We start from the raw sequence: 16,003 nt of genomic DNA on the forward strand, positions 1-16,003 counted from the left end.
GTCAGGGAATCAGCGGATCGCGGAAGCCGGTGTCGGCGGCGGGCGGGGTGCCTGCCGGGGCCGGGGTCGGCACGTTGGCCGGCGGCACCGCCTGGCCCTTGGCGTCGCGCCAGGTGTTGTAGGCCCAGTAGGCCGCGCCGGCGACCAGCCCCAGCTTGGACAGCTTCCAGGTCAGGCGCAGCACCGGCACCCGCTTGACCAGCGGCAGCGCCAGCGTCACCGCGGTGCTGAGCAGCGGGTAGTCCTTGGTCAGCCCGACCACCTTCATCCACGAGCCCGGCCGCGCGATCCGCGGCAGCCAGGCACTGACGGTGCCCAGGCGGTGCACGCCGCCGCGCACCGCGTGCAGCGCCTGCAGGCAATCGTGGCGTTCGAGGGCGGCGCGGGTCAGCAGCAGTTCCTTGCGCACCGCGAGCGGCAGGCGCACCTCCTGCGTGAACCGGGGCGCGCGCGGGTATTCGCCCCGTTCGCGAGCGGGCGTGCTGTCGTCAGGGTCGAGTGTGCTCATCGGCGCAGGATCTCCCGGTCTTTGTCGATTTCGGCAAGCGTGGCTTCCAGCATCGGCGGCGCGTTGCGCAGCACGCTGCGGGCGTACGCCAGGCAGACGGCGCACAGCACCAGGTAGAGCACCGTCAGCGCGCCCAGCGCCTGCCAGCGGTAGGTGTCCCAGAACAGGATCGCGATGAGGGCGGTCAGCGTGACCAGGCCCAGCCCGAAGAACGCCAGCCCGAACAAGGCCAGCAGGGCGACCTTCAGCAAGCGTGTGCGCTCCTCGGCCAACTCCACGCTGGCAAGCTCCAGGCGCGTCTGCACCATCGCCACGAGCGAGCCGGCCAGGTTGCGCACGGCGTCGAGGAACTTGGGGGAAGGGGTGGCTTCGCTCATGCGGCTCCGGCGTGAAAGAGCGGTGCGCCGGCATGGCCGTACGCACCTATCCAGCTGGCGGGGCCGGATGACGGCGCCAGGTTGTGTCGGCAACGGCGGGTCGACCATCACAGGCCAACCGCGACAGCGTTACCGGTACACCGGGCGCCCCGGCCATTGGCAACCCGGCGGGCGGGCTGCCGCGATGGCGCGGCCTTGGCGGGCCGCGCCGGATTTGCAGTGCTTACTTGCGGTTGAGCAGCAGACCGATCAGCAGGCCCACGCCGGCCGCCACGCCCACGGCGCGCCACGGGTGGTCGTGCACGTAGTCGTCGGTGGCGCGCGCGGCGGCCTTGCTCTTGGTTACGACGGCGTCTTGCAGGTCCTGGGCCTTTTCCTTGGCTTGCTTGAGCAGGCCCATGCCACGCTCGCGCAGTTCGGCGGCCTTTTCCCCGGTGGTCGAGGCGGCTTGCTTCAGCAGTTCCTCGGCGTCGGACAGAACGGTCTTGACATCGCTCATCAGTTTCTCCTGTTTGCGGGCGGTTGGTTCGGTTTGTGCGGATTCTGACATTTTCTTCGCTCCGAGGCTAACGGCATTTGTCGGTCTGATACTTAGCATATGTGGCGACACGTCGTCGTTTCAAGGCGACGCGCCCGGAACAGGGTTCGCGGCAGCGCGTTCGCTGCGGGTCGAGCTTCCAGTATTGCCAGCATGCACGAAAGCGGGCCTGATGAATGTCAGAGGATGTCTATATGACTACGAGTGATTTTGTAGTGACTTTATATTCGTTTGGGTTGGATATCAATCCAGTTACTCTGGTTCCACCGTGAAATCAGGAGAACAGAACATGGCGTTGCGTCTTGGCGATATCGCCCCGGACTTCGAGCAGGATTCCAGCGAAGGCCGCATCCGCTTCCATGCGTGGCTTGGCGACAGCTGGGGCGTGCTGTTCTCGCACCCGGCCGACTATACCCCGGTGTGCACCACCGAACTGGGCCTTACCGCGCGGCTGAAGGATGAATTCGCCCGCCGCGGCGTCAAGGCGATCGCGCTGTCGGTCGATACCGTGGACTCGCACCGCGGCTGGATCGCGGACATCAACGAGACCCAGGCGACCGAGGTCAACTTCCCGATCCTGGCCGACGCCGACCGCAAGGTGTCGCAGCTCTACGACATGATCCACCCGAACGCGAACGAGACCCTGACGGTGCGCTCGCTGTTCATCATCGACCCGAACAAGAAGGTGCGCCTGATCATCACCTACCCGGCCAGCACCGGGCGCAACTTCAACGAGGTGCTGCGCGTGATCGACTCGCTGCAGCTGACCGACAGCCACAGCGTGGCGACGCCGGGCAACTGGCAGGACGGCGACGACGTGGTGATCGTGCCGTCGCTGAAGGATGAAGCCGTGCTGCGCGAGAAATTCCCCAAGGGCTACCAGGCCGTGCGTCCGTACCTGCGCCTGACGCCCCAGCCCGACAAATGAACACGGCCCCGCCAGGGCGGGGCCGTGTGCAAGGCAGGTGTTGTATCGACGGGGGCAGCCTCGTCGTCTCCTTGGTAGTGTGCTTGGCCCGGCTTCATCGCCGGGCTTTTTTATGCTGCCATCAGAAGAAGGCTTGCAGGCCGGTCTGGGCGCGGCCCAGGATCAGCGCGTGGATGTCGTGCGTGCCTTCGTAGGTGTTGACCACCTCCAGGTTGACCACGTGGCGGATCACGCCGAACTCGTCCGAGATGCCGTTGCCGCCCAGCATGTCGCGCGCCACGCGGGCGATGTCGAGCGACTTGCCGCACGAGTTGCGCTTCATGATCGAGGTGATCTCGACCGCGGCGGTGCCTTCGTCTTTCATGCGGCCCAGGCGCAGGCAGCCCTGCAGGCCCAGCGTGATCTCGGTCTGCATGTCGGCCAGCTTCTTCTGCACTAGCTGGGTCGCGGCCAGCGGGCGGCCGAACTGCTTGCGGTCCAGCGTGTACTGGCGCGCGGTGTGCCAGCAGAATTCGGCGGCGCCCAGCGCGCCCCAGGCGATGCCGTAGCGGGCCGAGTTCAGGCAGGTGAACGGACCCTTCAGGCCCTTCACGCCCGGCATGATGTTCTCTTCCGGCACGAACACCTGGTCGAGCACGATCTCGCCGGTAATCGAGGTGCGCAGGCCGACCTTGCCGTGGATGGCGGGGGCGCTCAGGCCCTTCCAGCCCTTTTCCAGGATGAAGCCGCGGATATCTTCCTTGCCGTCTTCTCCCTGCAGCTTGGCCCAGACCACGAACACGTCGGCGATCGGCGAGTTGGTGATCCACATCTTGGCGCCGGTCAGCTCGTAGCCGCCGTCGACCTTCTTCGCGCGGGTGACCATCGAGCCCGGGTCGGAGCCGTGGTTCGGCTCGGTCAGGCCGAAGCAGCCGATCCACTCGCCGGTGGCCAGCTTGGGCAGGTACTTCTGCTTCTGCGCCTCGGTGCCGAATTCGTAGATGGGAACCATCACCAGCGACGACTGCACGCTCATCATCGAGCGGTAGCCGGAATCGACGCGCTCGACTTCACGCGCGATCAGGCCGTAGCTGACGTAGTTCAGGCCCGGGCCGCCGTATTGTTCGGGGATGGTCGGGCCGAGCAGGCCGAGTTCGCCCATCTCGCGGAAGATCTCGATGTCAGTCTTCTCGTTGCGGAACGACTGCAGCACGCGCGGCATCAGCTTGTCCTGGCAGTACGCCGCGGCGGCGTCGCGCACCATGCGCTCGTCGGCGCTCAGTTGCTGGTCCAGCAGCAGGGGGTCGGCCCAGTGGAATTCGGCGTTGGCAGCCATGCAGGTCTCCTTCGGTAGCGCAGGGGGAAGCGCCGGGCGGGCGGCAGGTATGCCGCGGGTCCGCGCCGGCGGATTTCGTCGTTCGTAACGGGTTCGGTGATCGATCGGCGATCGGTTTGACGATCGTGCGGAGGATTTTTTCGGGATCCTGGTAGTTCCGCATTGCGGAACTGTGTTCCGTTGAATTAGTATATCGCAATGGTCTTGCCACGCAACAGGCAAAACCCTGAACCTCCGCGCCTTTGTGCGATGAACGGACAAGCCCCGACTGGAGCCGCGAACCTTGGCCAACCTGAACCCCGATCCGTCACTTTCCCAGGAACCTGCCGCGGCACCGGTGCGCGACAGCGACCCGAATTTCGTCACCGCGCTGGCGCGCGGCCTGGAGCTGCTGCGCTGCTTCCGCACCGGCGAGGCGATGCTGGGCAACCAGGAGTTCGTGCGCCGCACCGGCTTTCCCAAGGCCACGGTAAGCCGGCTGGCCGGCACGCTGGTGCAGCTTGGCTACCTGCGCTATGACGAGAGCCTGGGCAAGTACGCGCTCGATGCCGGGGTGCTGGCGCTGGGCTACGCCTACCTGTCGGCGTCGGACGTGGTGTCGCTGGCGCGCCCGCACATGCTGGCGTTCGCGCAGTCGTACGGGGTCTCGGTGTCGCTCGGCAAGCGCGAGCGTATGGAGGTGATCTACCTGGAGTCGATCCGTAACGATGCCGGCGTGATGCTCGGGCTTGGCGTCGGCTCGCGGCTGTCGCTGGTGTCGAGTTCGATGGGGCGGGCCTACCTGGCCGCCTTGCCGGCGCCGCGCCGCGAGCGCGTGATGGCCGAGTTCAGCCAGGCTTTCCCGGAGCAATGGAAGCAGCAGGAGGCCGCCACCCGCGCCGCGCTGGCCGAGGCGCAGCAGCGCGGCTATGCCGCGTCGTTCCGCGACTGGCATCCGGCCATCCATGCCTGTGCGGTGGCGTTCCGGCCGGTGGGGGAGAAAGAGCTGCACATGCTGAGCTGCAGTGCTTCCTACGGGGCGGTGGACGAGGCCGTGTTCCACCAGACGCTGGCGCCGGCGCTGCAGACGCTGGCGGCAAGATTGTCCGAGCCGGCGGGCTGAGGCAGCCCGCCGGCCGTACCGCGGTCCCTGCGCACAGGGACAGGGTGGATCAAAGGTCGGTCCGCAGCTTCCACAATTCCGGAAACAGCACCACGTCCAGCATCTTGCGCAGGTAGCTGACGCCTTCGGTGCCGCCGGTGCCGCGCTTGAAGCCGATCACCCGCTCGACCGTGGTCACGTGGCGGAAGCGCCATTGCCGGAACGCGTCTTCCAGGTCGACGAACTTCTCGCCCAGTTCATAGAGTTCCCAATGCGCGCCGGGGTTGCGATAGACCTCGAGCCACGCCGCCTCGACCGACGCGTTGTACGCGGTCGGCTGGGTCCAGTCGCGCTCGACGCAATCGGCGTCGATGGCAAAGCCGCGCCGCGCCATCAGCCGGATCGCCTCGTCGTACAGCGACGGCGTCTTCAGCGCGGCCTCGACCAGCGCCAGGTGTTCCGGCCGATGCGCATGCGGCCTGAGCATGGCGGCGTTCTTGTTGCCCAGGATGAACTCGATCTCGCGGTACTGGTACGACTGGAAGCCCGACGACATGCCCAGGTAGGGCCGCATCGCCGAGTATTCCGGCGGGGTCATGGTGGCCAGCACGTTCCAGGCCTGCACCAGCTGGTCCATGATGCGCGACACGCGCGTCAGCATCTTGAACGCCGGCGGCAGGCTGTCGCCCTTGACCGACTCGCGCGCGGCGCGCAGCTCGTGCAGCATCAGCTTCATCCACAGCTCGGTGGTCTGGTGCTGCACGATAAACAGCATTTCGTTGTGGTCCGGCGACAGCGGATGCTGCGCGCTCAGGATCTGGTCCAGGCCGAGGTAGTCGCCATAGCTCATGTCCCTGGCGAAATCCATCTGCGCGCCGTGCCAGTCGTCGCCCTGCGGCGTGGCTGCCGGCGCCGCGCCGGAGAAGGGGCATCCCTTGAATTCGCTCATGATGCGCTCCCGGTCAGGTTACCTGGCCGCGCGTCTGGAAGCGCGCGTCGCGATAGGCGCCGCTGTCCAGCACGTCGCGCAGGATTTCCACAGCATCCCACACCTCGGCGAAGCTGGTGTAGAGCGGGGTGAAGCCGAAGCGGGCGATGCGCGGCTCGCGGTAGTCGCCGATCACGCCGCGCTCGATCAGGGCCTGCACCAGGGCATAGCCCTCCGGATGCTCCAGGCTGACCTGGCTGCCGCGGCGTGCGTGCTCGCGCGGCGTCACCAGCGTCAGCGGGTGATGGCCGCAGCGGGCTTCCACCAGCGCGATGAACAGGTCGGTCAGCTGCAGCGACTTGGCGCGCAGCGCCTGCATGTCGGTCTGCGCGAAGATGTCCAGGCCGCATTCGACCAGCGCCAGCGACGTGACCGGCTGCGTGCCGCACAGGAAGCGGCGCACGCCCTCGACCGGGCGGTACTGCGGATCCATCGCAAAAGGAGCGGCGTGGCCCCACCAGCCCGACAGCGGCTGCCAGAAGGCATCGCGCAGCGCCGGCGCGACCCAGACGAAGGCGGGCGAACCCGGGCCGCCGTTCAGGTACTTGTAGGTGCAGCCGATGGCGTAGTCGGCCCCGGCCGCCTTCAGGTCGACCGGCACGGCGCCGGCCGAATGGCACAGGTCCCACACCGTCAGCGCGCCGCGGGCATGGGCCAGCTCGGTCAGCGCGCCCATGTCGAGCATCTCTCCGGTCTTGTAGTTGACGTGGGTCAGCATCAACACCGCGGTATCGGCGCCGACGGCGGCGTCGATCTCGGCCGGCGAGTTCACCAGCCGCAGCGAGTAGCCCTGCTGCAGCAGGTCGGCCAGGCCCTGCGCGATATACAGGTCAGTGGGAAAGTTGCTGGCCTCGGAGACGATCACCTTGCGCGCCGGGTCGCGCGTCTGCTGCACACGCAGCGCCGCGGCCAGCACCTTGAACAGGTTGATCGAGGTGGTATCGGTGACCACCACTTCATCGTGGCCCGCGCCCACCAGCGGCGCCAGCTTGTTGCCCAGGCGCTGCGGCAGGTCGAACCAGCCGGCGGTATTCCAGCTGCGGATCAGGCCGTCGCCCCATTCCTCGGCCACCACCTGGGCGGCGCGCGCGGCGGCGGCGCGCGGGCGGGCGCCGAGCGAATTGCCGTCGAGGTAGATCACGCCCTGGGGCAGCGCGAACTGGTCGCGCAGCGGGCGCAGCGGGTCTTGCTGGTCGAGCCGGATACAGTGCTCGCGGTCAATGGTCGTCATGTCGTGCAGAAAGGCCAGGCGGGTTCGGGAAAGGTTCAGTCGAGGCTGCGCAGCACCGCGCGCACCGGGCTGGCATCCAGCCCGGCAAAGCGCAGCGGCAGCGCGATCAGTTCATAGTCGCCGGCATCGACCTGGTCCAGCACGATGCCTTCCAGGATCGCCAGGCCATGGCGGCGCACGGCGTTGTGCGCGTCCATGGTCTTGGAATCCTGCGGATCGAGCGAGGGCGTGTCGATGCCGACCAGCTGCACGCCGTGCGCGGCCAGCAGCGCGATGGTGTCGGGCGACACCGCGCAAAAGCCGGGATCCCACTGTGCCAGCGGCGCCTGGCGGTAGGTACGCAGCAGCACCCGCGGCGGCAGCGCCTCGAGCGCGTGCTCGACATGGTGCGGCTGTACCAGCGGCGCGGCGCCGATGCAGTGGATCACGCGGCACGGGCCCAGGTAGGGCGCCAGCGGCACGGCGCCGATCGGCGCGCCGTCGGCGGCGTAGTGCAGCGGCGCGTCCGCATGCGCGCCGGTGTGCGGCGAAAGCGTGATGCGGCCGACATTGACCGGGCAATGCGCGTCGATCTGCCAGGCCGGCTGCTGCTGGAACGGTGTATCGCCAGGCCACACCGGCGTGGCGGGCGACAGCGGCGGGCTGATGTCCCACAGCCGGCGCGGGTCGGGATTGGGGGCGGTCATGGGTTGCGCGGCGCCGTCCGTGGGCGCCGTTTCTGTGTGCCTCGATGTCGGGAATCATAGTCAAAATCGGCGACAAGAGGCTTGCTAAATGGCCCGTCATCCGGCCTGTGTTTCGCATAGAATGCGAAAAATTGCCGATTAATCGAAGGAAATTCGAATGAACCTCGATCCCACCGATCTGCGCATCCTGACTTGCCTACAGGAGAACGGCCGCATCAGCAACCAGGACCTGGCCGACCGCGTGGCGCTGTCGCCGTCGGCGTGCCTGCGCCGGGTCCGGCTGCTGGAAGAGTCAGGGGTGATCGGCGGCTATCGCGCCTGGTTCGATGCCGAGCAACTGGGGCTGGAGCTGGAGGCGATCGTGCAGGTGTCGATGCGCCATGACGCGGAGGGCTGGCACGACACTTTTATCGCCGCGGTGCAATCGTGGCCGGAAGTGCTGTCGGCTTACATCATCACAGGCGACAGCAACTACATCCTGCGCGTGCAGGCGCGCAACCTGAAGCACTATTCGGATTTCATCGTCAACCGGCTGTACCGTACTCCGGGCGTGATGGATATCCGCTCGAATATCGTGCTGCAGCGGATCAAGGTAGACAGCTCGCCGCTGGCGATCCTGAAGTCGGCCGCTGAAGCCTAGCGCTGCGTGTGCAGCGCGATCAGCTGCCGCAGGGTTTCCTTCAGCTGCGCGCCCTGGCGGACACCGAAGTCATCCAGCACCGCGCGCTCGTGCTGCGCGGCGCGCTCGAGCAGCGGCTGCACTAGCGCCAGGCCGCGCGGCGTGATCGAGACCAGCGCCTGGCGGCGGTCGGTCTTGCCGGCGCGGCGCAGGACCAGGCCGTCGTGCGCCATGCGGTCGACCAGCTTGGTCAGCGTGGGCTGCTTGGTCAGCGTGATTTCCGCCAGCGCGCCGACGGTGCAGTCGGGACGGTCCGCGAGCGTGGCCAGCACGCGCCATTCCTGCACGGACAGGCCGCTGGCCTCGACCTCGCGATGGAACTCGCCCGAGATCAGATGGCTGGCGCGCGCCAGCAGGTAGGCCAGGTAGCCGTCGACAAAGGGCTGGGACGAAGGGACTGCCGGCAGGTCCGCCATGATGGGGCAGGGGCTGTTCAGAGATCGAGCGGGGCGGTGGTGGTGAACTGGCCGCCCTGGAATATCAGCGGGCCATCCTTGCCATCGAGCACGCCGCAGCGCTCCACTTCACCGACAAAGATGACGTGGTCGCCCTCGTCGTAGCGGCTGCGGTTGTGGCATTCGAACCAGGCCAGCGCATTCGACAGGATCGGCAGGCCGGTGGCCGAGAGCCGGTAGTCGACGCCGGCGAAGCGGTCACCCTTGAGCGTGGCGAAGCGCTGGCACAGGTCGAGCTGCGAGGCCGACAGCACGTTGATGATGTAGTGGGTGCCATCGCGGAACATCGGCAGGCTGTTGGCACGCGTGGCCATGCTCCACAGCACCAGCGGCGGCTCCAGCGACACCGAGTTGAACGAGCTGGCGGTGATGCCGATGAACGGCGGCGCGCCGGCCGCAACCGATTCGTTGCTGGCGCGCGTGGTAATCACCGTGACGCCGGTCGCGAACTGCGACAGGGTGCGGCGGAAGTGCATCGCATCGAAGTCGGGGGCGGCGGCTACGTTGGCGATCCGTGGCTGGGCCTCAGGCATGCCCATGGGGGCTCCACTGGAGTTCATGAAATTTCATATATATTATTCGCGCCAGGGGCGGCGAGTTCAAGTCCGGCGCCGCAGGCGCTGGCCGGTGCACAAAAAAGCCCCGGCGGCCCGCCCTATTGAACAAGAGGCGAACAAGAAGCGAACAACAAGCCAACAACAAGCAGCAGGAGACAAGCGCATGCTCATCGAGCAGATCGAACACCGCTGGCTGGCGGCGTTCCGCCGCACGCTGGAACTCTGTGCCCTGCGGCACGGGGATGTCGTGGGAATTGTAACGGAGTCCCAATCCCGCCCTGTCAACGTGGCCTTGGCCGAGCTGGCCGTGCAGTCGCTTGGCGCCACCCCGGTGCGCATTCAGGTGCCGACCCCGGCGCTTGCGGCCCCGGCGCCGGTGCGCTCAACCGGTGCCAGCGATGCCTTGCAGCATCTGGCCCCGGTGCTGGCGGCATTGTCGCGCTGCCAGCTGGTGCTCGACTGCACCGTCGAAGGCTTGCTGCACGCCCCTGAGCTGCCGCAGATCCTGCGCGGCGCCGACGGCGTGGTGCCGCGCATGCTGATGGTCAGCAACGAGCATCCCGAGATCCTGGAGCGCTGCCAGCCCGATCCGTCGCTGGAGACCACCGTGCGCGCGGCCATGAAGCGCCTGCGCGGCGCGCGCGAGATGCGCGTGCATTCGGCCGCCGGCACCGAGCTGCGCATCGGCCTTGCCGAGGCGCGCGTGGGCGGCGTCTGGGGCTTCTGCAACAAGCCCGGCCAGGTTTCGCACTGGCCCGGCGGGCTGTGCCTGGCGTTTCCGGCCGGGCGCCAGGTCAACGGCACGCTGGTGCTGGCGCCGGGCGACGTCAACCTGACCTTCAAGACCTATCTGCGCGACACCGTGGTGTGCCATATCGAGGACGACTATATCGTCGCGGTCGAGGGGCAGGGTGTCGACGCCGACATGATGCGCGGCTACTACCAGGCCTGGGCCGACCGCGAAGGCACGCGCGACGCCTACGCGGTCTCGCATGTGGGCTGGGGCCTGAACCGGATGGCGCGCTGGGACGCGATGACGTTCTACGACAAGCGCGATTGCAACGGCACCGAGCTGCGCGCGTTCGCCGGCAACTTCCTGTTCTCGACCGGCGCCAACGAGATCGCCGGGCGGCATACGCTGGGCCACTTCGACCTGCCGCTGCGAAACTGCACGGTTTCGCTCGACGGCCGCAACGAGGTCGAGGCCGGCACGCTGGTGGAGGACGCCGCATGAGCGCCGCCGCGACCACGCAGCGCCACGCCAACGGCATTGCCACGCTGGCCTGGGGCGACGGGCCGGTAGCGGTGGTGATGCTGCATGGCATTGGCGGCGGCAAGGCCGCCTGGCCGGCGCAGGGCGAGACCCTGGCGCAGGCCGGTTACCGCGCCCTGGCGTGGGACATGCCCGGCTACGGCGACAGTGCCCTGATCGACCCCTACGACTTCGACGGACTGGCGCGGGCGCTGACGCCCGTGATGCTGTTCGAACGCGACGCCGGCCGGCGCGTGGTGCTGCTGGGCCACAGCATGGGCGGCATGGTGGCGCAGCAGGCTTGCGCGGCCACGCCGGCGCTGGTCGACGGCATGGTGCTGTCCGGCACCTCGCCCGCCTTCGGCAAGGGCGATGGCCCGTGGCAGCGCGAGTTCATCGCCGCGCGCACCGCGCCGCTGGATGCCGGCAAGACCATGGCGCAGATGGCGGCCGGGCTGGTGCGCACCATGGTCGCCCCCGATGCCGACGCGCAGGCCGTCTCCTTCGCCACCGCGGTGATGGCGGCGGTGCCGGCGCCCACCTACCGCGCCGCGCTGGGTGCGCTGGTGCGCTTCAACCAGCGCGACGCGCTGGCCCGCATCGCGGTGCCGGTGCTGGCGCTGGCCGGCCAGCACGATACCAACGCCGCGCCCGAGGTGATGCAGCGCATGGCGCAGCGCATTGCCGGCGCCGAGTACCGCTGCCTGCCCGACGTGGGCCACCTGGCCTGCATGGAGCGCCCCCGGCTGTTCAACGACGCGGTGCTGGACTTCCTGCGGCGGCGCTTTCCCTTGCACTGAAGCGCGCCGCCTTCCGGCAACGCCCATAGAAGAAACCGCCGCCGCGCCGCCCCCTTTCCATCCACCGGCGCGAGCAGGCAAAACAGGAGACGCGACATGCCATCCGGCCAGCTCGACTTCATTCCCGCCGTCGGTACGGCGGACTTCTCTGCGGAACAGGCGCAATGGCTGACGCTGGTCAACCGCCTGGGCCGCGAGCGCTTCGCTCCGCGCGCCGCCACCTGGGACCGCGAGGCCAGCTTTCCCTTCGCCAACTATGACGACCTGCGCGAGGCCGGCCTGCTGGCCTTGTGCGTGCCGCGGGCGTTTGGCGGCGCGGGCGCCGACTTTGCCACCTACTGCATGGTCGGCGCCGAGATCGGCCGCTTCTGCGGCGCCACCGCGCTTACGTACAACATGCATATCTGCTCGACCATGTGGACCGGCGTGCTGTCCGATGGCATCGACATGACGCCGGCACAGCGCGACGAACACCAGGCCCGCCGCGAACTGCATTTCGCGCGGGTGGTGCGCGACGGCGCGGTCTACGCGCAGCCGTTCTCCGAAGGCTCGGCCGCCGCCGCCGGCAAGGCGCCGTTCGGAACCACCGCGCGCAAGGTCGACGGCGGCTGGGTGCTGAACGGGCGCAAGATCTTCGCCTCGCTGTCGGGCGCGGCCGACTACTACGGCATCCTGTGTACCGAGGACCGCGGCGACCAGCATCCGGACATGCGCGACACGCTTTACATCGCCGTGCCCGGACAGGCGGACGGGCTCACCGTGACCGGCGACTGGGACCCGATGGGCATGCGCGGCACGGTGTCGCGCACGCTGCTGCTCAAGGACGTGTTCGTGCCTGACCACGAGCAGCTGATGCCGCGCGGGGTCTACCACCGCGCCGCGCAGACCTGGCCGGCGATGTTCTTCACGCTGTCGCCGACCTACCTCGGCGTCGCGCAGGCGGCGTATGACTTCACCGTGCAATACCTGCGCGGCGAGGTGCCGGGGCAGCCTCCGGTCAAGCGCCGCATGTACCCCACCAAGCAGATCGCGGTGGCGCAGATGCGCATCCAGCTGGAGACCATGCGCTCGATCTTCTGGCGCGCGATCCACGAAGCCAAGCCCAACCCGTCGAAGGACGAGCGCCTGCGCCTGTACGCCGCGCACTACACGGTGATGGAAGGCGCCAACGACATCGCCCGGCTGGCGATCCGCACCTGCGGCGGCCAGTCGATGCTCAAGGACCTGCCGCTGGAGCGGCTCTACCGCGATTCGCGCTGCGGCGCGCTGATGCTGCCGTGGACCGCCGAGCTGATCCTCGACCGCATGGGCCGCGAGACCCTGTACGAATCCGGCGAGCGCGACGAATGAGCGCCCGGGCCATCCGCGCCGGTGCCGCCGGGCTGGGCGCGCTGCCGGCCATGCTGCATGGCCATGCCGAGGTGGCGCCGGGCCGGCCGGCGTTGCACTACCTGGGCCGCACCTTCACCTACGGCAAGCTGTGGCGGCGCGTGGAGCGCGCCAGCGCCCACCTGGCCGCAACCTGGGGTATATGCGCCGGCGACCGCGTCGGCACGCTGTGCCTGAACCACGAGCTGCAGCTGGTGCTGCTGTTCGCCTGCGCCCGCGTCGGGGCCATGTTCGCGCCGCTGAACTACCGGCTGGCGCCCGCCGAGCTGCGAGCGATCGCGGCCCACGCGCAGCTGGCCGTGTTGTTCCATGATGCGGCCCATGAAGCGCTGGCGCGCGAGGCCGGCGGCGATTGCCGGCTGGTGCCCATCGACCGGCTGGTCGACCATCCGGCGCCGTCCGGCGTGATCCATGCCGCGGTGCCGGACCACGCGCCGCTGCTGCTCGCCTATACCTCCGGCACCACCGGCAAGCCCAAGGGCGCGGTGCATAGCCAGGCCGGCTTGCTGGCCAATGCGCGCGCCAGCTGGTGGGCGCATGGCATGAGCGCGGACGATCACGTGCTGTCGGTGCTGCCGCTGTTCCATGTCGGCGGGCTGTGCATCCAGACGCTGCCGGCGCTGCTGGCCGGCGCGCGCGTCACGCTGCATGACCGCTTTGCGCCGCAGGCGTGGCTGGACGCGGTGGCCGCGGCGCGGCCGAGCCTGTCGCTGATGGTGCCGGCCACGCTGCGCGCGGTGCTGGAGCATCCGGGCTGGCCCGAAGCCGACCTGGCGGCGTTGCGCGGGGTGATGGCGGGATCTTCGACCATTCCGCGCTCGTATATCGACGCGTTCCACGCGCGCGGCGTGCCGCTGGGACAGGTCTATGGCGCCACCGAGACCGGGCCGGTATCGGTGGTGCTGAAGCTGGAACAGGCCATGGCGCGCCCCGGCTACGCCGGCTGGCCGCAGCCCGAGGCCGAAGTGCGGCTGGCCGGCACCGACGGCGACGAGGTGGCGCCGGGCGCGGTCGGCGAGCTGTGGGTGCGTGGGGCCAATGTCATGGCGGGCTACTGGAACCAGCCCGACAGCGGGCTGCCGGGCGGCTGGTTCCGTTCCGGCGACCTCGCGCACCGCGATGCCGAGGGCTGCATCGAGGTGGTGGGCCGCAGCAAGGACATGATCATCTCGGGCGGCGAGAACATCTATCCTGCCGAGATCGAAAACGTGCTGGTCGGCCTGCCCGGCGTGCAGGAATGCGCGGTGGTCGGCGTGGCCGATGCGCGCTGGGGCGAAGTGCCGGTGGCGGTGATCGTGCCGGCGCCGGGCGCGCCGCGCGGCGCGCTGGCGGCCGGACCGCTGCGCGAGCTGCTGGCCGCGCGCATCGCCCGCTTCAAGCTGCCGCGCGAGGTAGTGCTGATGGAGGACCTGCCGCGCAGCGCGCTGGGCAAGGTGCTCAAGCCGCAATTGCGCGCGCTGCTGGAGGCACGGCGCGGGCCCGGCTGAATCCGCTGCAAGCGCGCCGATCTGCGCTTATGCTTGAGGCCTGGCAAGACAGACGACTACGCAAGGGAGCAGCGCAAATGGAACACGGATTGGAAACCGCCACACTGGGCGGCGGATGCTTCTGGTGCCTGGAAGCGGTCTACCAGCAGGTCGAAGGCGTAGTCGCGGTCGAGTCCGGCTACACCGGCGGACATGTCGACCGCCCGACCTACCAGCAGGTCTGCGAAGGCGATACCGGCCACGTCGAAGTGGTGCGCGTCAGCTTCGATCCGTCGGTGATCAGCTACCGCGAGATCCTCGAGATCTTCTTCGCCATCCACGACCCGACCACGCCGGACCGGCAGGGCAACGACGTGGGGCCGCAATACCGCTCGGCCATCTTCACGCACTCGGAGGCGCAGCGCGCAACGGCCGAATCCGTGATGGAAGAGCTGGCTGCCGCCAAGGTGTTCGATGCGCCAATCGTGACGCAGGTCGAGCCCGAACAGCCGTACTGGCGCGCCGAGGCCGGCCACCAGAACTACTACCAGGACCATCCCAGCCAGGGCTACTGCGCGTTCGTGATTTCGCCCAAGCTGGCCAAGTTCCGCAAGCAGTTCGGCGCGAAGCTGCGCAAGTAAGGCGCGGAGCCGGCACGCCGGCGCGGTCAGCGCTCCAGCCGCGCCACGATGGCCTCGGCCAGCCGCGCGCAGCTCAGCGGGGCGCAGCCTTCGGCGTTGTTGCTGACGATGACGATGGCGGGCTGCCCCGCGCGCAGCGTGTGCGCCACCACGTCGGCAATCTCGTGGCGGGTGCCGCGATCGTCGTCGACGATGCGGTCGAACGGCGCGTAGCGTTTCTCCGCGTAGGCGTAGGGGCGGCCGGCATGCAGCATCCAGCGCAGTACCAGCGGGCCCGCCGCGGCCTCGTCCATCAGCGCCTGCGCCGCGGCCTGGCGCGGCACCGGCGGCAGCCGGTCGCGCGCCGACAGGCAGAAGCGCACGCCGTGGCGGCGCAGCAGGCGGATATAGCGCGGCGTCAGCAGGGCCGGGTCGCGCAGCTCGACGGCATAGGCGGCGTGCGGCGTCAGTGCCGGATCCAGCGCCGGCAGCGCGCCGAGGAAGGCGTCTAGCCGCTCCAGGAATACCGCACTGTCGGCCAGCGGCCCCATCGGCGACAGCTGGAACAGCAACGGCCCGCACTTGTGGCCCAGGCCGCTGGTGGCCGGCACGATGAAGTCGCGCGCCGCGATCTCCGCATCCAGGAAGGCGGCGTTGGCCAGCCGGCCGGCACCGTCCGGGCCGCGCAGCCACGCGTCGCAGACGCTGGCCGGGGCCTTGACCAGGAAGCGGAAGCCCTCCGGCACCTGCGCCGCGTACGACAGGTAATCGGCCAGCGGGATCGGCCCGTAGAAGCCGCGGTCGATGCCGGCCGCGCGCAGCAGCGGGTGGCGCGAATAGGCGGCAAGGCCTTTGCGCGACAGCAGGCTGTCGCTGTACTCGCCGTCGTAGACCAGCCCATTCCAGCCGGGATAGGCCCAGGAAGAGGTGCCGAAATACAGGTGCGGCGGCAGCCGCGCGGCCAGCGCCGCCAGTGCCGGCGCGGCCGGAAACGGCTGCACGCTCTTGCCGCGCGCCGGTTTGCCCGGGGAGTCGGGTCGGGCGGCCACGCCGGCTGGCGCCGCGGGCTGCCCGGGAGGGGCTGCGGGGGCGGGCAGGGGCAGCCCGCCAAAGAGGTCTTCAGTCAATCGTCT

At 69.0% G+C, this 16,003-nt stretch carries 18 protein-coding genes; 8 read left to right on the forward strand and 10 right to left on the reverse strand.

Annotation, left to right across the window (positions count from 1 at the left end; genetic code table 11):
* Position 1: 1 nt before the first annotated feature.
* The 3 genes from FHX60_RS02640 to FHX60_RS02650 all read right to left on the reverse strand — a co-directional run bounded on the left by FHX60_RS02640 (position 2) and on the right by FHX60_RS02650 (position 1,435).
* A complete protein-coding gene (locus FHX60_RS02640; protein WP_092306924.1) occupies positions 2 to 508 on the reverse strand; it encodes a DUF3318 domain-containing protein in 507 nt (168 codons plus the stop codon).
* Positions 505 to 885 (reverse strand): phage holin family protein, encoded by a 381-nt coding sequence (locus tag FHX60_RS02645; RefSeq protein ID WP_092306926.1) that lies wholly within the window; start codon positions 883 to 885, stop codon positions 505 to 507. Before FHX60_RS02645 ends, FHX60_RS02640 begins: the two co-directional genes overlap by 4 nt.
* Before the next feature lie 223 nt (positions 886 to 1,108).
* Entirely contained in the window at positions 1,109 to 1,435 is a 327-nt protein-coding gene (locus tag FHX60_RS02650) for an ElaB/YgaM/YqjD family protein (RefSeq protein ID WP_010813729.1), read from the reverse strand.
* A gap of 277 nt (positions 1,436 to 1,712) precedes the next feature.
* Between FHX60_RS02650 and FHX60_RS02655 the strand changes: the two genes are divergently transcribed.
* Entirely contained in the window at positions 1,713 to 2,351 is a 639-nt protein-coding gene (locus tag FHX60_RS02655; RefSeq protein WP_112774478.1) for a peroxiredoxin, read from the forward strand.
* 121 nt (positions 2,352 to 2,472) lie between these two features.
* On the opposite strand, the gene FHX60_RS02660 is transcribed toward FHX60_RS02655, so the two are convergent.
* Positions 2,473 to 3,666: an acyl-CoA dehydrogenase gene (locus FHX60_RS02660; RefSeq protein ID WP_112774479.1), complete on the reverse strand. Its 1,194-nt coding sequence runs from the start codon at positions 3,664 to 3,666 to the stop codon at positions 2,473 to 2,475.
* A 283-nt stretch (positions 3,667 to 3,949) separates the two neighbouring features.
* Between FHX60_RS02660 and FHX60_RS02665 the strand changes: the two genes are divergently transcribed.
* The gene (locus FHX60_RS02665) at positions 3,950 to 4,768 is read left to right on the forward strand and encodes an IclR family transcriptional regulator (RefSeq protein ID WP_181486974.1); all 819 of its coding nucleotides are present in this window, start codon (positions 3,950 to 3,952) and stop codon (positions 4,766 to 4,768) included.
* Between the two features lie 49 nt (positions 4,769 to 4,817).
* Here the strand turns inward: FHX60_RS02665 and kynA are convergent, their stop codons facing one another.
* From kynA to kynB, 3 genes are read right to left on the reverse strand one after another with little or no spacing between them, the layout of a single operon-like run.
* Positions 4,818 to 5,696, reverse strand: coding sequence for a tryptophan 2,3-dioxygenase (gene kynA, locus FHX60_RS02670; protein WP_112774480.1), 879 nt, complete (start codon positions 5,694 to 5,696; stop codon positions 4,818 to 4,820).
* A gap of 13 nt (positions 5,697 to 5,709) precedes the next feature.
* Positions 5,710 to 6,966, reverse strand: coding sequence for a kynureninase (kynU, locus tag FHX60_RS02675; RefSeq protein ID WP_112774481.1), 1,257 nt, complete (start codon positions 6,964 to 6,966; stop codon positions 5,710 to 5,712).
* Between the two features lie 35 nt (positions 6,967 to 7,001).
* A complete protein-coding gene (gene kynB / locus FHX60_RS02680) occupies positions 7,002 to 7,652 on the reverse strand; it encodes an arylformamidase (RefSeq protein WP_092306938.1) in 651 nt (216 codons plus the stop codon).
* A 157-nt stretch (positions 7,653 to 7,809) separates the two neighbouring features.
* Between kynB and FHX60_RS02685 the strand changes: the two genes are divergently transcribed.
* A complete protein-coding gene (locus FHX60_RS02685) occupies positions 7,810 to 8,292 on the forward strand; it encodes an Lrp/AsnC family transcriptional regulator (RefSeq protein ID WP_112774482.1) in 483 nt (160 codons plus the stop codon).
* Here the strand turns inward: FHX60_RS02685 and FHX60_RS02690 are convergent.
* Positions 8,289 to 8,747 carry a MarR family winged helix-turn-helix transcriptional regulator gene (locus FHX60_RS02690; RefSeq protein ID WP_116600657.1) on the reverse strand — a complete coding sequence of 153 codons (459 nt, stop codon included), beginning with the start codon at positions 8,745 to 8,747 and terminating at the stop codon, positions 8,289 to 8,291. The genes FHX60_RS02685 and FHX60_RS02690 overlap by 4 nt on opposite strands.
* Before the next feature lie 17 nt (positions 8,748 to 8,764).
* The gene (locus tag FHX60_RS02695; protein WP_092306943.1) at positions 8,765 to 9,325 is read right to left on the reverse strand and encodes a flavin reductase family protein; all 561 of its coding nucleotides are present in this window, start codon (positions 9,323 to 9,325) and stop codon (positions 8,765 to 8,767) included.
* Between the two features lie 181 nt (positions 9,326 to 9,506).
* On the opposite strand from FHX60_RS02695, the gene FHX60_RS02700 reads away from it, so the two are divergent.
* From FHX60_RS02700 to msrA, 5 genes are all read left to right on the forward strand, one after another.
* Positions 9,507 to 10,577: a 2,5-dihydroxypyridine 5,6-dioxygenase NicX family protein gene (locus FHX60_RS02700; protein WP_183282488.1), complete on the forward strand. Its 1,071-nt coding sequence runs from the start codon at positions 9,507 to 9,509 to the stop codon at positions 10,575 to 10,577.
* Positions 10,574 to 11,395 carry an alpha/beta fold hydrolase gene (locus tag FHX60_RS02705; protein ID WP_183282489.1) on the forward strand — a complete coding sequence of 274 codons (822 nt, stop codon included), beginning with the start codon at positions 10,574 to 10,576 and terminating at the stop codon, positions 11,393 to 11,395. The genes FHX60_RS02700 and FHX60_RS02705 overlap by 4 nt, the downstream gene beginning before the upstream one ends.
* 96 nt (positions 11,396 to 11,491) lie before the next feature.
* Complete coding sequence (locus tag FHX60_RS02710) at positions 11,492 to 12,745, forward strand: acyl-CoA dehydrogenase family protein (RefSeq protein WP_112774486.1); 1,254 nt, start codon at positions 11,492 to 11,494, stop codon at positions 12,743 to 12,745.
* Positions 12,742 to 14,271: a class I adenylate-forming enzyme family protein gene (locus tag FHX60_RS02715; RefSeq protein WP_183282490.1), complete on the forward strand. Its 1,530-nt coding sequence runs from the start codon at positions 12,742 to 12,744 to the stop codon at positions 14,269 to 14,271. The genes FHX60_RS02710 and FHX60_RS02715 overlap by 4 nt, the downstream gene beginning before the upstream one ends.
* Before the next feature lie 77 nt (positions 14,272 to 14,348).
* Complete coding sequence (gene msrA / locus FHX60_RS02720) at positions 14,349 to 14,891, forward strand: peptide-methionine (S)-S-oxide reductase MsrA (RefSeq protein WP_092306951.1); 543 nt, start codon at positions 14,349 to 14,351, stop codon at positions 14,889 to 14,891.
* 26 nt (positions 14,892 to 14,917) lie between these two features.
* Here the strand turns inward: msrA and FHX60_RS02725 are convergent, their stop codons facing one another.
* Positions 14,918 to 15,997: a DUF72 domain-containing protein gene (locus FHX60_RS02725; RefSeq protein ID WP_183282491.1), complete on the reverse strand. Its 1,080-nt coding sequence runs from the start codon at positions 15,995 to 15,997 to the stop codon at positions 14,918 to 14,920.
* Positions 15,998 to 16,003: the final 6 nt, after the last annotated feature.

It is taken from the genome of Cupriavidus alkaliphilus, assembly GCF_014191175.1.
Taxonomy (GTDB): Bacteria; Pseudomonadota; Gammaproteobacteria; order Burkholderiales; family Burkholderiaceae; genus Cupriavidus; species Cupriavidus alkaliphilus.

What these genes read in the sequence shown, in the direction of transcription:
- FHX60_RS02640 (WP_092306924.1), bottom strand. Translation starts at nt 508, where the DNA reads ATGAGCACACTCGACCCTGACGACAGCACGCCCGCTCGCGAACGGGGC.
- FHX60_RS02715 (WP_183282490.1), top strand. Translation starts at nt 12,742, where the DNA reads ATGAGCGCCCGGGCCATCCGCGCCGGTGCCGCCGGGCTGGGCGCGCTG.
- kynU (WP_112774481.1), bottom strand. Translation starts at nt 6,966, where the DNA reads ATGACGACCATTGACCGCGAGCACTGTATCCGGCTCGACCAGCAAGAC.
- FHX60_RS02655 (WP_112774478.1), top strand. Translation starts at nt 1,713, where the DNA reads ATGGCGTTGCGTCTTGGCGATATCGCCCCGGACTTCGAGCAGGATTCC.
- FHX60_RS02685 (WP_112774482.1), top strand. Translation starts at nt 7,810, where the DNA reads ATGAACCTCGATCCCACCGATCTGCGCATCCTGACTTGCCTACAGGAG.
- FHX60_RS02690 (WP_116600657.1), bottom strand. Translation starts at nt 8,747, where the DNA reads ATGGCGGACCTGCCGGCAGTCCCTTCGTCCCAGCCCTTTGTCGACGGC.
- FHX60_RS02710 (WP_112774486.1), top strand. Translation starts at nt 11,492, where the DNA reads ATGCCATCCGGCCAGCTCGACTTCATTCCCGCCGTCGGTACGGCGGAC.
- FHX60_RS02650 (WP_010813729.1), bottom strand. Translation starts at nt 1,435, where the DNA reads ATGTCAGAATCCGCACAAACCGAACCAACCGCCCGCAAACAGGAGAAA.
- msrA (WP_092306951.1), top strand. Translation starts at nt 14,349, where the DNA reads ATGGAACACGGATTGGAAACCGCCACACTGGGCGGCGGATGCTTCTGG.
- FHX60_RS02700 (WP_183282488.1), top strand. Translation starts at nt 9,507, where the DNA reads ATGCTCATCGAGCAGATCGAACACCGCTGGCTGGCGGCGTTCCGCCGC.
- FHX60_RS02645 (WP_092306926.1), bottom strand. Translation starts at nt 885, where the DNA reads ATGAGCGAAGCCACCCCTTCCCCCAAGTTCCTCGACGCCGTGCGCAAC.
- kynA (WP_112774480.1), bottom strand. Translation starts at nt 5,696, where the DNA reads ATGAGCGAATTCAAGGGATGCCCCTTCTCCGGCGCGGCGCCGGCAGCC.
- FHX60_RS02705 (WP_183282489.1), top strand. Translation starts at nt 10,574, where the DNA reads ATGAGCGCCGCCGCGACCACGCAGCGCCACGCCAACGGCATTGCCACG.
- FHX60_RS02660 (WP_112774479.1), bottom strand. Translation starts at nt 3,666, where the DNA reads ATGGCTGCCAACGCCGAATTCCACTGGGCCGACCCCCTGCTGCTGGAC.
- FHX60_RS02695 (WP_092306943.1), bottom strand. Translation starts at nt 9,325, where the DNA reads ATGGGCATGCCTGAGGCCCAGCCACGGATCGCCAACGTAGCCGCCGCC.
- kynB (WP_092306938.1), bottom strand. Translation starts at nt 7,652, where the DNA reads ATGACCGCCCCCAATCCCGACCCGCGCCGGCTGTGGGACATCAGCCCG.